Annotated in this window: 6 protein-coding genes; all 6 read right to left on the reverse strand. The window is 43.1% G+C overall.

Translation table 11 applies throughout. The features are described from left to right. Positions 1-475: 475 nt before the first annotated feature. The 6 genes from ACFTRD_RS31040 to ACFTRD_RS31065 all read right to left on the reverse strand — a co-directional run bounded on the left by ACFTRD_RS31040 (position 476) and on the right by ACFTRD_RS31065 (position 16058). Positions 476-1239 (reverse strand): IS5 family transposase gene (locus tag ACFTRD_RS31040; protein ID WP_379386755.1). Its coding sequence is split into 2 segments (ribosomal slippage): positions 476-903 and positions 903-1239, totalling 765 coding nucleotides; the frame shifts between segments, so codons are not numbered across the junction. Between the two features lie 332 nt (positions 1240-1571). Next, positions 1572-2897 (reverse strand): condensation domain-containing protein, encoded by a 1326-nt coding sequence (locus tag ACFTRD_RS31045; RefSeq protein WP_379386757.1) that lies wholly within the window; start codon positions 2895-2897, stop codon positions 1572-1574. 43 nt (positions 2898-2940) lie between these two features. Next, on the reverse strand, positions 2941-3474 hold the full coding sequence (locus ACFTRD_RS31050; RefSeq protein ID WP_379386759.1) for a hypothetical protein: 534 nt from the start codon (positions 3472-3474) through the stop codon (positions 2941-2943). Between the two features lie 66 nt (positions 3475-3540). Further along, positions 3541-7212: a type I polyketide synthase gene (locus tag ACFTRD_RS31055; RefSeq protein WP_379386761.1), complete on the reverse strand. Its 3672-nt coding sequence runs from the start codon at positions 7210-7212 to the stop codon at positions 3541-3543. Between the two features lie 23 nt (positions 7213-7235). Then, a complete protein-coding gene (locus ACFTRD_RS31060) occupies positions 7236-13793 on the reverse strand; it encodes an amino acid adenylation domain-containing protein (RefSeq protein ID WP_379386763.1) in 6558 nt (2185 codons plus the stop codon). An 84-nt stretch (positions 13794-13877) separates the two neighbouring features. Then, positions 13878-16058 (reverse strand): beta-ketoacyl reductase, encoded by a 2181-nt coding sequence (locus tag ACFTRD_RS31065; RefSeq protein WP_379386765.1) that lies wholly within the window; start codon positions 16056-16058, stop codon positions 13878-13880. Between the last annotated feature and the right edge of the window lie 91 nt (positions 16059-16149).

Genomic DNA, 16149 nt, shown 5'->3' on the forward strand with positions numbered 1-16149 from the left:
GATTGGATTAGTTATGAGGGGAATGCAGTGGCTACGGGAGAAGAATAAGCGCAGTAAACAAAGTAATGGCCCGCGAAGGACGCGGGCTTCTTGGTGTTCTAGGCCTTATATTGGGGAATACCGATGTATTGGCCATATATCGACTAATTTTAGAAACTAAGCGTTCTCAAAATATTTGAAAAATCCAACCGTTTCATCAGGTATCCATAAAAGCTAGATAAACGCGATTTCTACATCCGAAAGTCTGACATTGGACCGATTTTCATCCGCCCATAAAAGTAATTGGGGCTCGCCGCAAAGAACGTGCTGTGGAGGTCCTTGCACTGCAGAGCCTGTTTCAATTGTTGTTCAGGGGATAAGCTAACGGCATAGTCTCGTTTTTTCATGAAATAACCTCGTTTTACTCTGACTATATCAGATATCTCAAAAATCAAATAAATTTAGACTGACAGGATACTAGGGCGTGTCTTCAAACTCAAGCAAGCCACACCATAATGGATGCCAAGGCCAAAAAAGACTTGAATGTACACGCTAATTTATCATATCGAGTCGCCAAACGACGATAATTCTTTACTTTATTAAAGAAGCATTCCACCAAATGGCGCTCTTTGTAGACATCCCGATCATATTTCGGGATCACTCGGCGGTTTTTCTTCCCGGGAATCACAGGTATGGCCTGTTGTTCCTTCAAAAAGGTCCGAATGGCATTCGTATCATACGCTCGGTCGGCTAGAACTTGCTTCCGGGTCAGTTTCATGCTTTTAAGGAGGTTGAAACCTTGGACGGAGTCATGCGCTTCACCTCCGGTCAAGTTGAAGCGAAGTGGATTTCCTAACGCGTCAACTATTGCATGAATTTTCGTGCTTAATCCACCTCGGGAACGTCCGATCGCTTGCTTGCTTTGCCCCCTTTTGCGTCTGATCCATGCTGGTGAACTCGCACAATCGTGGCGTCAACCATCACGCTTTCCTCGTCAGGATCGAGGGATACATGCTTTAACACTTCATCCCAAATTCCCGCTTGCTGCCAGCGTCGAAAGCGGGTGTAGACGGATTTCCAATTGGGGAAGTGGTCTGGCAGATCACGCCATGGGGCTCCTGAACGAGCTACCCAAAGCATTGCGTTTAACATGATTCGATTGTCCACTGCGGGACGTCCTCCTTGTGGTTTTCGTTCAGGTGGAAACAAATCTTGGATTAGCCGCCATTGTCTCTCGTGAATTTCGTATCGTGTATTCATTTAATATAATTAACCCATGTATTACCATTTAATCAGTTTGAAGACACGCCCTAGTATAAATGGTACATAGTTGAAATTTCATCAAACTCCCAAGCCCTAAATATAATTACCCTACGAGTTATCTAAAAAAATTAATATTATAAAGGGCTCAAAACCGTAATTAGTGGTTGACGAAGTAAAAAAGCGAGTAGGACGAGAGTTGAAATGGAAAAACATCTGTATATTCACATTTCAATCTCCCCCTAACTAAAAGCAGATCAACCAGATATCTCTTAACCGTTATCGTGAGTTTGCTCTCTCCTCACCTTCTAACTAATATTGTACGTCAATCATCAACTGTATTTAATCGATGACTCTATCCAATCAGTTAGAGAGGCCACAACTTCATCTAAAAAACGATTCACTGTCTCTTGATTGTTCGAGGACTGGTGATACCCTACAGACAATGTAAGCTGATTATTGTATGTATTCGCACCCAATGCAAAATGAGGCGAATATATAATAGGCGGGATCATATATGCATCCACTACTTCCTGATCTCCAAAGTAAATCGTATCAGCACTCAGCGTGCCAAAGTTGGTTATGCATGGGGTTGCCTTCTTCGATTGTATAGCTGTCATAGATTGCTGCTGCAACCATTGAAAGCTTGCATTGAATCCATACGTTGATAACATCTCCATTCCAATGGCAGGCTGGATACCAAACAAGTCCGATTTCGCATGCCCCAAAGCTACGACTACTTTCTCCAATGTCTGATCAAACGGTTCATGCTCTTGAGGAAGTATAGCAATATAAGCCATACCTGACAGATTGGATACCGGATCCATTACATTGTCTTCTAGATACCGCCGCAAATTAACCGTTAAGCTAATTTCCTTTGTTTCCTCCTCTTTATCATAGTCAACTACTTTAAAAAGTCCGCGATAAAAAGCAGTCACTAGAAGATCGTTAATTGTGACTGCTTTTTGCTTTGAAATATTTCTCAGTTCTATAAAAAGTTCTTTATCTAATCTCCGCATTGATACATGGGGAAATTCGTTCGATCCTGGTTGAGATGGAACCCCCCAAGTTGGCTCTGGCATGTCCTTAGGGTTAAGCATCGTTTGGTAATCAACTATACCCACTGCATCAAATAATCGCTGCTGACTTCTTTCTCCAGTGTACGGACAAGCAAATTCTGCCTTTGAGCCTACATTTAATTGAGAATATACTTCAGAGAGAAGCAAAAGATACTCTTTGAAGCCTGCAGCATCGCAGCAAGCATGAAAGATTTTGATGCACAGCACATCCGACGATCCACGGAATAATGCAGCTCTCATTGCAGGCCCACTCTCAAAATCATTTTTTTCCACTATATATGATGCAACTGCTTCGTCTAAGCTTTCTTCCAACGAACCTAGACGGATTTCAGCTGATACCGCCATTTCTGCCTTCTTCCAATAAGGTCGGACAGGATCTTCTACAAATCGGCATGCGAGGATGGGCTGTAGACCAACCGTAATTTGTATAGCTTCGTTTAAAAGATTAGGATCCAACCTTCCCTCGAACTTCAAAACATAGGAGATTTGCTGGTTTCCAATGAAAGATCGATAAATGTAGTTCATCATATCTTGTGCCTCTACAGGGAAAATTTCTTTATGCTCTAACGTGTTATCCATAGTTTCCTCCTTAGATATATGTTCCTCTATTCTTTTAAATCATTTACTCTTTGATTTGGACAAACTCATTTGGGACGTTACGAATATAATTACCAATAATTGAAATTGTTGTTGGGACTATCTTTTCAAAAGTTAAATGAAGACTTCTAACATAAGGTCGTAATTCAGGGTGTTTCACCAAATCGGAATGAAAATAATCCTTCCAATTCGGATCGTGTTTTTGATTAACTTGTTTCAGTAAGTCAAATGTTTTTTCGCAATCGTTAAGAAAAAGCAACAATGCTTCGTCCCCAATAGTTGAAACTCCAGCTTTCAGTTCCGGCCAATAACTCTGTTCTGACTCCCTCATATACGGAATCCATGTATAGAACTGATCGATTTCCTTATCCGAATGATCATAGAGCACCCAGAACATAAAAACTGCGCGCTGACCTAAGGTAAGCTTCTTATAGACCTCAAATTTGTTTAATGGAGCCTCACCACTATGCATTTCATGAACTGTCGGTAAAATAACCGCTCTAAACAGTGCCTCATCATCAAAATTTTCCCATTCTTTCCGTTCCAACGAAACTAACATACCCATTCCCCACTTTCATAATTAATAAGTAGACTCTTCTTCAAGATTAACAACTTGTGCAATTAACTAGACAACGATGTTTTGTTCCGGAGATTCCAGATAAGCGGTTAAACCTGCAATTGTAGGATAGTTATAGATATAATAAATATTTACATCCACATGATACTGATTCCGTATTTTCGAAGCTAACTGTAGTCCCAAAAGCGAATGACCGCCCAATTCAAAGAAATTATCATGAATCCCAACTGCCTCGATACCCAGTAGTTCTCCAAAAATAGCCTCAAGAGATCTTTCGATATCACTAGATGGGGCTTCGTAGGCTGTAATCAGGTCTGGCCGAGAATGCTTGGCTTCCTTTTCCATTTCCTTCGAGTTTTCTTTTTGAAGAGGTTCTAATGAGACCCACTTTTTATATCTGTTATTCAAATCAGTTGCCGAAATATCTAGCTCCACAACTCCACTTACGGCAAAAGAGTGCTCAAAGCAATCAATACCTTCTTCGTGCGTCAATACAGATGGCTCCAAGCGTGCGTATACAGCATCAGGTAGATAATTCCGAATCTGCCCCCACTCAATAACCCAAGAATCCCAGCATTGTACAACCCAATTCTGCTCGTCCATTCGATTCTGTCTAGTAAGGTAAGCTTTGGCATAGTTTGAAACAGTCGCAATTTGAATAAAACCATCCCCACCGAGCACTGACCCTAACGAATTCAGCATGATACGGAAATCAAGGGGTTTATTATGAAAATAACGTTCCATCACAATTAAGCTAAATACGACATTATCAAAATGTTCCTCCCAAGTATCCTTACTGGTACTTGCTATGGATCGAACCCTCTTTGCATTTGAAGCCCCTGGAGCATGGATAATTCCTGTTATCGTGCCTACTTGAGCTTGAACAGACGTCAGTAATGTGTCAACTTCCTCCATATTCCCAATCCTACCTATATACTGTGCGCCATTCTCAACTAGTGAGACTGCATGTTGAATTCTCTGACTTATCGGATCATCATCACCCTTTTCCAGCAGCCATTTGTTCCAATCCGCTTGCTCTGGAAAATTGCTCTCCTCAAGTATAAGTACCTTCGCCCCGATATTGCGTACCATGTGTTCGGATATGAGGTAACCTATGCCTTCCAATGCTCCAAATACAAGATAAATACCATCGCTCCGCAGTGTGTTATATCGTGGCGCGTCCTTCTCTACTTTCAGAGACTCATATTTCCGAACAAAGCGCTTCTCTCCTCGGTAAGCGCATACAAGTTCGTTGGTTGGATGTTCGATTTCTTTTCGAACTGCCACTATGGTTTGATTGCGCTGCTTAGAAGATGGTTCCGATTCTAAGACAGACAGATCGATAAGCCGGCATACAAAATTGTCATACGCCTGCTGCACAACAAGTAACAAACCATAAATCGTGCTTGCATCTACACAAAGCGTTTCATTACCCAACACGTCAAACGCATTATTAGTTAATGCAATAAGTTCTACTTTTTTAGTAAGCAATCGTTCATCAATGGCTTGAACCAGTTGAAGCAGCGCAAAGAATCCATTGTTCTGGGCATTGATTAATGTTTTGAGATTAGGTTCACTTTCGTAGGAAGCTGTGTCCAGCCCCCATGCAAAAATAATGCTGTCTGGTAAAAGATCCGATTCGTGCAAAACGGTCAGCATTCTGCGAAAGTCATCCGGTTCCGTAGGGTTAAGAACGAAAGATAACTCTTCCGTTTGCTTGTACCGTTTGCCAATTGTCACTTTAATCGTTGTTCCCGGCTCCTTCTCATATGAAGAAGCGATGGCATCACCTACCTCAAATTTATCAAGGAAAATCATACGAACTTTAGCTTCCTGAGGTTTATGAATGAAGGATAATGATGACGTTCTCCATGACGGCAAATAGTACCAATCACTCATGTCCTCCAATTTTTTGAAATAATCATCATGCTGAGCAGTAAGCTGCTCGGTTGGAGCTGCTGCAGGCTCAACCCAATATCTTGTTCGTTCAAATGGATACGTCGGTAACGGAACGCGACGAGGCGACCTACGCTCCCAGCGTACTAACCAATTGACCTCTCTGCCTTTAATCCATGCCTCAAGCTCAGGATCCTGCCATAAGAAACTCTCATTAGACTGTACATCTCTAGCATCAAGTAACGCTCCTGATTCCCTCTCTCGCAAAATAAAAACGGCTTCCTCAATGGTTCTAGCTCGTAGAGCTCTTCGGTGTGAAAATGAACGCCGTCCACATTGAAGCGTGTAAGCAACGTTCTCGATTGAAAGTTCGGGATGGTTTCCTAAATAATCGGCTAAGTTGACTGTCACACGCTCCAAAGCTTCTTGAGAACGTGCTGATAAAAGAAGTGTGTGCTGCTCTACATCTTGTATTGTAGCTGGCTGAGCTGATACTGCAGGAGCTTCTTCCACAATAACGTGGCAGTTAGTCCCACCAATCCCCATGGAACTTACTCCTGCACGTAATGGTCCTGATTCCATTTCCCAATCCATTAACGTTGAATTAACAAAGAAAGGGCTACTCTCAAAGTCGATCTTTGGATTAGGGCTCTTATAATGGAGACTTGGCGGCAGTTGTCTATTTTGTAGCGATAGAATCGTTTTAATCAATCCAGCGATACCGGCTGCTGAGTTCAAATGGCCAATATTCGTTTTAACAGATCCAATCGGACAGAATGCTTGACGGTCTGTACCGTAACGAAAAGCTTGGCTTAAAGCAGCAATCTCAATAGGGTCGCCCAAAGCAGTTCCCGTACCATGGGCCTCAACATAGTTAATTTGGTCTGGAGAAAGCCCGGACACCGCAAGCGCCTCAACGATGACTTTACTTTGCCCTTCAACGCTTGGGGCGGTATACCCAACTTTATTTGATCCATCATTATTTATCGCTGACCCTTTGATGACTGCATGAATGCTGTCACCGTCTCTGATTGCATCTGCCAGTCTCTTCAATACGACGACTCCGCAGCCATCTCCCCAAATCGTCCCCCCTGCGTCAGCGTCAAAGGCTCGGCAATGTCCATCTTGGGATTGAATACCATCACTCATATAGGTATACCCATTCCGGAACGGAAGAGAAATTGAGACGCCTCCAGCAATCGCCATATCACACTCACCTAGAAGTAAACTTTGGCGCGATAGATGAATGGCAACTAAAGAAGTAGAGCATGCCGTATTAATATTGATGCTTGGCCCTCGTAAATTAAGCTTATAAGCAACCCTTGTAGGCAGGAAGTCTTTATCATTACCTATCATAATCTGCTCTTGACTGATCGATTTTAAGTACTCAGGGTTTTTCCCAAGCACTTCAAATAAATACGTATTCATGCCAACACCTGCGAAGATGCCGATGTCACCATCATATTTCTCCGGATCATAGCCTGCATGTTCAAGTCCTTCCCAGCATCCTTCCAGAAAAATACGGTGCTGCGGATCCATACTTTTGGCTTCATTCGGACTAATTCCAAAAAATCCAGCATCGAAAACGTCGTGATCTTCCATAATTGAAGCAGCCTTGACATAGTTAGGATCGTTCAATCGATCTCTTGAAACACCTCTTTCCAACAGTTCCTCATCTGTAAAAAACGATATTGCCTCCTTACCACTTCTAAGGAGCTCCCAGAACTGCTCTAGTCCTTTTGCCTGTGGAAACGAGCAGGACATGCCGATCACGGCGATATCAAGAGCAAGTTGATCATCTGTATCATCTATTCTACTATCCATGTATTTTCTCCCTCTCTAACTTTTCACTTTGTTCTGGCCTGACTCATCTTCATTAAGATTTCCCGTTGTCTTTTCGCTTTTTGTTTACTTCTGTCAAATGGATTTACCGTTTCGGTTTTACTCAAATAACGAGTTAGGGATTCCACAGTTGGATATTTGAACATGTCAACGGTGGTAATCTCTCTATTTAAGACATCCTTCAATTTAATTGCAGCCGTAACAAGCAACATAGAGTGACCCCCGAGATCGAAGAAATTGTCTACTGGATTAATATCATCAAGCTGTAATACTTCGCGATACACCGCCATGATCTGCTGCTTGATTTGTGTATCTGTTTCATCTACCTTGCTAATAGAAGCCTTTGGATATATATCTAGCGCATGAGCAGCAAGCGAGTGCATATCAATCTTCCCATGAACAGTTAGAGGCATCGCATCCATCTGCACGAAATATGCAGGTACCATATATTCTGGTAGCATGCCCCTCAAATATTGTTTAATCGATTCGGTAGAGAGGATATCTGCTTCCTTTGCACATATAAAGGCGAGCAACTGCATGTTACCTGACATATCTTTCTTTGGGCTAACCATGACATGCGCTTCTTTGACTTGTTCATATGAGGATAAAACTGCTTCAATTTCCCCAAGTTCAATCCGATGTCCTCTTATTTTCACCTGTCTATCCATTCGGCCTAAATATTCAATGTTCCCATCCGGAAGCCATCTTGCCAAATCTCCAGTTCTGTACATTTTTGTTCCGAGTACGAATGGATTTGGAACGAACTTGGCATCCGTTAATTCGGCATTATTTACATAACCGCGAGCAACACTCACCCCTGCAATGCAAAGCTCGCCTGGAATCCCTACAGGTTGTAGCCGATTATGCGAATTAAGGATATATAGACTCGTGTTATCAATAGGTCTACCAATTGGAATTCTCAAAAGTGAGTCTGATGCAGTGCAATCATAATATGAAACATCGATGGTAGCCTCAGTTGGACCATATAAATTCATCAATCTAGTCCCATAAGCCTGATGTAATGTCTGATGAAACAGCTTTGCCTGAGCACCAGTCAACACTTCTCCACTTACAAACACTTGTCTCAGATGCGACAGTTTGTTGATGGATGAGAATCCAGTGATATATTGGAGAAAATTGTTTAACATTGAAGGGACGAAATGCATCACAGTAATGCCCTGTTCCTCAATAGCCTGAGCAATTAAATGCGGGTCCTTCTCAGCTCCAGCGTCCAACATGTAGAGCTTGCCGCCTTCTAACGACCACCAGAATAACTCCCACACTGAAACATCAAATGTAAACGGAGTTTTTTGAAGTATCGTATCATCACTGGTTAAACAATATACCTTTTGCATCCATTTCAATCGGTTTATAACTGAACGGTGTTCGATCATGACACCCTTTGGTTTGCCAGTCGAGCCAGAGGTATATATGATATAAGCCAGATCGTTAGGCTTATTAATATTATTCAACTCTTCATCACCCATGCTTAACAACACATTTTTGTCATACAAAATGCGTTCTCCTGAGAAACTAAATTCGCAACCTAAGGGTTCAAGCATAAGCAATACAGAGGCTTCACTGTTACTCAATATATATTCAATTCGTTCTGCAGGATAATCAGGATCTATTGGCAAGTAAGCCCCTCCGGCCTTAAGAATCCCGTACAGTGCAATCATTAATTCCGAGGATCTCTTAGCTGCCACAGCTACGATCGTGCCACGTTTTACTCCAGCCTTCTTCAGCACTCTCGCCATTTGGTTCGAACGTTTATGCAGTTCTTTATAGGTTAAAGAACGCGATTTACAGGAAACAGCTGTTTGATCGGGGAAAAGCTTAACCTTCTCCTTGAATAGTTGATGAATGCATTTATCGTCCGGATAGTTACTTTCCGTATCATTCCATTCGCTTAGAAGTAAGCTTCTCTCAGCCTCAGAGAGAAAATCGACCTCGCCAACAAGTTTATCGCTTCCGGTAGACATTTCATGAAGTAACTGTTCGTAATGACCGCCAATCTGTTCGATTGTCGACTCATTAAAAAGATCCGGATTATACTTGATAAAGATAGAATAACGGTTGTCGATATAATAAACCTCAAAGGAGATATCAAACTCGCCCTCCTGGTGGATTTCATGAATAGGCTCCAACATGAGCAGGCTGTTCTCATTGATCGACTCTTCTCCATTTTGGAGCAGATCTTCTGGCTTTAGCCAGTTTTGAAATACAAATGCAGCTTGAACGATGGGAGCGTCTCCGCGGTTCGTTTTCCCCTGCATCTCTTTCACGACTTCTGCAAAAGGATAATTCCCGTGTTCAAGAGCGTCGTACGTTTTAGATTGAACCTGCTTCACAAAATCTCCGAAATGAAGTTCCGAGGTAACCTCACTACGTATCATAACGATGTTGGCAAAATAACCAATGACGTCATTGAATTGCTTCTCCTGTCGGCCTCGGAGTGCCGTTCCGACTGCTATATCTGTTTGCCCGGTATAATGGTGCAGCAGCATTTTAAAAGTGCTAAGCATAAAAATGTATGGGGAAACCTTTTCCTTCACACTACCCTGATGAACGTTCTGCGTCAGTGCTTCATCTAACCTTTGAATGTACGTTTTCCCCTGGAAATTGGAAGTTTCCGGCCGTGGACGATCATAAGGTAATTGAAGCGTAGGCGTTTCACCCGATAGTTGAGTTCTCCAGTAGGCTTGTTGACGCTGCCCAGTCTCACTACCAAGAAAATTCTGCTGCCAATCTACAAAAGCCTTATACGTTACTTCAGGTCCAGCAAGCACCATCGAATCACCATTTAAAGCCTTGGCATACAACAGTAATAGCTCTTTTAGAAGCACCATTAATGAACTTCCATCGAATACGATGTGATGCACATTGATAAACAGAATATGTTCATCTTCTGTTTTGGTCAGTAAACATACACGAAGAAGTGGTCCTTTTTCTAGTTGGAAAGGCTCCCGCGATTTTTGAATCAAATATGCGTTGAGTTCCTCATCAGACAAATGTGAAACATGTTCTGTTTCATAGAGAAACCGGTTCTCAGGGTAAATGGCATGAACCGCTTCAGTCCCATTCATTTCAATTACAGCTCTCAAGAGCAGGTGACGGTTAACAATCCCATTTACAGCTTTATACAATGCATCCGAATCAATTTTCTGTTTGATTCTGAAGGCATGAGGCAAGTTATACGCATAGCTTGTCGGAGCGAGCTGTTGAATAAGCCATATGCCCAATTGACCGGACGATAGAGGGAACCTAAGGGTTTCCTCTAGACTAACATTCGCCATTTCGCAGTCTGGTTGTAAGCAATCCTGAGGTCCAGACTGAGTGTTTTTAAGGATGTACTCCGCTATTTCTTGAACCGATCTATAGTTGAGGAGCTCCTTATATGACATCTCAACTCCAAACTCCTCTTTCACCCCGTTCATAAGCGACATACCACTTATCGAATCGAGGCCGTAACTGAACAAATCTTGTTTATCATCGATCCGATCAACAGTTATGCGTAATATGGACGATACCAGTTTCAACAGACGCTCATCGGTTCCCTCGCTTGGAATACCTGAGGAACCAGGTTCTGCATGTTCAATTCCTGCAGAACTGGGATCAAACCGCACTACCGTGTTTGAAACATATCCAGACGGAGATGCCTTCGCATCTGACACCCAATAGCTCTCCTTTGCAAAAGGGTAGGTAGGCATAGACACTCGGCTGTAATGATCATTCGAAAACAGCACCTCATAATCCAATTTATATCCTTGAATAAATAACTCTGCTACAACTTCCAAGTTATCTATGTATTCACGCACGTCATCCGAGATCAGACTATTGCGAATACATTGGTTGCCGATCCGTCTAAGAGAAGGCCGTTCACGGGTTGCAACCGTTTCCGACTTGGTGGTTACAAATAATCGAGGAGATGTGACACCTTCAAGCCACTGGGAAAGTGTACTTCTCAACTCATCCTCATTCCTTACGATAAGAGCAAGCCTGTTGGAAAGATGTTTTCTCCCCACAAGGAGTGTGAAGCTCATATGGCTACAATATTTAGTTCCCGGTTTTTCACAATAAGAAACGATCTGTTCAGCTTGTTCTCGTAATTGCCCCTCTGTCGCTGCTGATAACACAATCAAATGAGCAGGCTTACTAATTGATTTTGTCTCCCTTTCCGGGGCCTCCTCAAGTACGATATGTGCATTCGTTCCACTGAAGCCAAATGAACTGACTGCTCCTAATCGACGCGCTCCCAACGATGGTGATTCCCAATGTTGAAGACGCGTGTTGACATAGAACGGACTCCCAGCCAAGTCAATATTGGGGTTATGTTTTTCAAAATGTAAGGACGGTGGGATTTGTCTGTTTTTCAAAGATAACAATACCTTGATAAACCCTGCGATACCCGCCACAGATGTGGTATGTCCAATATTAGTTTTTATTGAACCGATAGCGCAGTACTCTCGCTGGTCCGTGTATGCTCGAAATGCCTTAGTAAGTGCTTGATGTTCAATAGGGTCACCAAGCTTTGTACCCGTTCCATGTGCCTCTACCAACTCTATTGCTGACGGATCAATACCAAACGTATCATAGACATCGCGCTGTAACCTTTCTTGCGCAAGAGCGCTCGGTGCTGTAATCCCGTTCGTTGCACCATCCTGATTCATACCAGAGCCTCGGATTACACCATAAATATGGTCGCCATCTGCCATAGCAGCCTCAAGTTTCTTCAAAACAACCACTGCAACACCTTCGCCTGGAACAAAACCATCCGCACGTTCATCAAAAGTACGGCAGCGACCGGATTGAGAAAACATACCCGCACGGTTAGCAGAAATATAGAAACCAGGCGTCGTTTGTATGAATACCCCTCCGGCTAAGGCCATCTCTGTTTCTCCGCTCCAAAGTCCTTGGCAAGCGAGATGAATCGCTACCAATGAGCTGGAGCAAGCGGTATCTACCGTAATTGCTGGCCCACGTAAATTTAAATGATAAGAGATCCTAGCTGGAATGATCGATGCAGAATTTCCCCACATGGCTTGCGGTGGCGCATCTGGACCAATCAACCTGTCGTAATCTGCTCCGTTATACCCGACATACACCCCACAGGATCTACCTTGTATCTGTGTTCCAGCATATCCTGCGTCCTCAAGAGCTTTGTAAGACTCCTCTAAAAAGAAACGTTGTTGTGGATCCATATAGGAAGCTTCCGCACCTGAAATGTTGAAAAACAAAGGATCGAAACGATCAATATTGTCCAAGAAGCTACCATAATCACAGTAATCCCCAGACATATATTCTTCCAGATTCCAACGCGTTACTTTTTCGATTAGATCATGGCCCTCAGCAAGATGTTCCCACAATTGTTCCAGTGTTTCCGATTTGGCGAATCGTCCGCTCATCCCGATTACGGCAATGGGTTCTTTCGAGTGAACACCACCCTGACTAGCCCCTTTTTTGTTTACTCCCGATGATGAGCGCTGTTTATCAATCCCTTTTTCATGTCGATCGACATCTTCAAGTACACTGTGATTAACTTCGTCAGACACGAGTTCTGACTCTGTAAATCTATCATCTGCTTGGTAAAGAGAAAGAAGCCGCTCATTATACCGTGTGACGATATAAGCAGCTAAGCCGAGAACAGAGCTATAATCGAACAGGCAAGTCGTCTCTAGATCAATTTGTAAATACTCATTCAACTGTTGAATGAATTGAACACCCGTGATAGAGTCCAAACCATAATCCGTGAACGGTCTTTCAGGATCAATCAACTGCTCCTTGATATGTAACGTTTCCATTAATTTTCCGATTATTGTGTCAACTACTCGGATCTCAAGGTAGGAGTCATCTTGCTTTGATACCATTGATTTTTGAGTTGGTGAGGTTCTGTTCACATTCAGTTGAAGAGATAGAGAAGATTCTTCAACCCGATTTCTGGTCTCGGCTTCTGTCCCAGTCTTCAAGTGACCATGGACTGGCTCACTAATTCGTATCATACCGTCACTTGCAGCAATGACAAGATGAGCTTCGCTCTGGAGCGAATGGCGAACGATTCGATAGCCTTCGCTTTCAAGTATAGCTGTCCATCTTTCCGGCATTTCTGAGGTCGAAACGGGGGCATTCTCATAAATCACCAGCCAGCCATTTCTCTTTAAGAGCTTCTTGGTATTCCGAACTGCACTTTTGATGCTGCCTTTGGCAAGATAAGTACCACCCGCTATCATCAAATCATATTCACCTTTTGAAAATCCTTGTTCAGATGGATCAGAATCGATAGTGAAGGTTCTACAAATTAAATAAGGAAAACTTGAGTTATTATTCTCCATAGCTTGATGAATATAAGCTTGCGAGATATCAGTAAGACTATATTCCTCAATAAAATCCCGGTAACAGTCAATGTTCTGGAGAACAGTACGACTCACCTCCCCACTACTCGCGCCGATCTCCAGAATCTTTAAGCGGTCTGTGGCATCACGCTTAATTCTCTCTCCAATGTAAGCAGCAACAGACCTTGCAAGAATCTTATTGCTATAAATCGCTTCATCCACTGATTCATTCATCTGCTCGGTCTCCTTTTAATTTCATAGTTATCGAACTCCTTTTTTATGTTGCTCATCTCACGTCTCTAGGCATCATTCTTCTGTTTAGACCTGTAGAGCCGTAATAGCATCTCCGTAGATTTGTTCCACATATCGAGAAAAACTGAGAATTGTGGGATTCTCGATCAGAGCAAGCGGAGTCATCTCAATTCCATACGTACGGTTTACCAGAGTCACTAGCTCAGTCAATAGGATCGGATCGAAACCATACTCATACAAATCAACATCGACATGTATTTCCTCAAATCCAACTTGTAACAGCACCGATGCATGTTTGAGCATAAAGGCTTGCAAGTTTTTCAACATAGGAGTGGATTCCGTTTCACTATTCATGTGTTTCTGCAAAGCAATAGAAAGGGTATTATCCGGCAAGTCTTCAAAGACATGCCCAATATCGATATCAGCTGGAAGTGTCTCAGGATATATCTCGACAACCTCCTCACCAACAATCCCCCTAATAGATGTGCGGTCGGAAGTTTTCACGAACACCATTTGATCCAAGGGACCATGCAACAACGATTCCAGGGCTTCCATAGCCTCAGCCGATTCAATAGAAGCAATTCCTGCCCGGTTCATAAGCTCCCTATGCAAGGCTGAAGCTCCTGCACCAACATCGCCCCAGTAACCCCAGTTCATTACTTTTACTTTGCATGACCATTCCAGTGACAATCGATGAGCAACACTATCTTTAAATAGACAACCCGTCACATAGTTGCTCTGACCCGGCGTCTTGACAAAAGAATTCATAGAGGAAAAGAACAGTACGAAATCAAGTATTTCATGACGGAAAACCTGTGCCAGCCTTATACTTACGTCAGTTTTCGCTTTCAATCCATTTCTAAATCGATTCTCATCCATTGCTTGTATGCTTTGATCAAATAAGTCAACGGCTGCGTGAACAACCCCATGAATGGTTCCAAAACGATTCTTAATTTCGATATAGGCCTGTTTTAACGCAACAAGATCGGATGCATCAGCAACGAGATATAGTGGGGCTGGCCCGAGTACAGCAAGTGCATCCAATTTGGATTGAATTACTTCATCACAAGCTCTTCGGCCAATCCACACCACTTGAGCTTTATAATTCCGAACCATATGTTCTGTCCAAACTTCGCCAATACCACCTGCGCCACCGATAACGACATACACACCATTCATTCGCTGCGCTTCTAGATTCGTCTGACTCGTATCTTTAATCATCGCGAGTTTGCGACGTTGCCATCTCTGTTCTCGGTAAACCCATGCTTGACCGTAACGATCAGGAGGTAAATCTAGCGCATCGGAAAGTGGCCATTCCGCTCCCTCCTCCATATCCACAATGTTCATACTCCAGGAAGGATATTCTCTCGCCAATGTCCCCATTAATCCATAGATTCCAGCATCAACAGGATTCGTCCATTCGCTTCTGCGAACCGTTTGAGCCTGAACGGTAAATACATCCCAGCGCAGTGCCTTGGCTTCATAACCAAGCTCCAATACTGCTTTAATGATTCGGAAACCTGAAAACAATATGTCTTCCTGATCATCTAATAACGTCCCGTCCATAATGGTGCCTTTAGAAGTTGTCGACGAAAGCCATACAATACGTTTAATATCGCCACCATGTTGAAGTTTCTTCTTAATCATTGCTGTTGAGTCGTTTCCATCCACATCAATAAGTTCTGCTTGCGGAAAATAACTCATTAACTGGTATTTACTATCCATCGTGCCGTTGATGACGATAATTCTTCCTTCTTCCATTGTCGACTCTGTTCGCCTAGCTATGGGTAAAAGGATTTCATCCCATATTGGAATGAGCCTCAGCGCTTCAGTAGTAACTTCCCTGGAAAACTCTTCTGAAGAAGAATCCACTTCACTTACCTGTCTGTCTCCCGATAACTGACCAAGGCTAGCGTCATTTTTTATCACCCAGTAGCGGTCCTTGGCGAATGGATATGTTGGCAAGCTCATTCGGCTCGGTTTATTCCCTACATACAAGCCGTTCCAATCGACGGAAAGCCCCTTGCTCCAGAAGGCTAGCAGTTTGTCATATTTCCCTTTTTCCATCCATGCCTGTGCTACCGTTTGCCAATCTTCGTCCCCTCCGATCAGCGCCATTGCTTCTTTATTCTTCCTTGCCTGCCCTGTGTATAGGTCGGTATGCTCGTCCTTCCCTTCCACATAGCCATGCAATTTGTCCTTCAGTTCTTCCAACGAAGCTGCTGTGAAGCCCAGGCGCGCGTCCATCGCTTCTCTCCCTACTTGCAGGGTATACGCTACTCGCTCCAGTTCCGACTCACCAATGGCTCCGCGCTGGATCGCTTCGAGCAACAAGCGG

Origin of the sequence: Paenibacillus sp. NPDC056933 (genome assembly GCF_042674385.1) — a bacterium.
In the GTDB taxonomy this organism is placed as follows: Bacteria; Bacillota; Bacilli; order Paenibacillales; family Paenibacillaceae; genus Paenibacillus.

Coding starts and splice junctions, on each gene's coding strand:
- ACFTRD_RS31060 (WP_379386763.1), bottom strand. CDS start 13,793: ATGAATGAATCAGTGGATGAAGCGATTTATAGCAATAAGATTCTTGCA.
- ACFTRD_RS31045 (WP_379386757.1), bottom strand. CDS start 2,897: ATGGATAACACGTTAGAGCATAAAGAAATTTTCCCTGTAGAGGCACAA.
- ACFTRD_RS31065 (WP_379386765.1), bottom strand. CDS start 16,058: ATGGACGCGCGCCTGGGCTTCACAGCAGCTTCGTTGGAAGAACTGAAG.
- ACFTRD_RS31055 (WP_379386761.1), bottom strand. CDS start 7,212: ATGGATAGTAGAATAGATGATACAGATGATCAACTTGCTCTTGATATC.
- ACFTRD_RS31050 (WP_379386759.1), bottom strand. CDS start 3,474: ATGTTAGTTTCGTTGGAACGGAAAGAATGGGAAAATTTTGATGATGAG.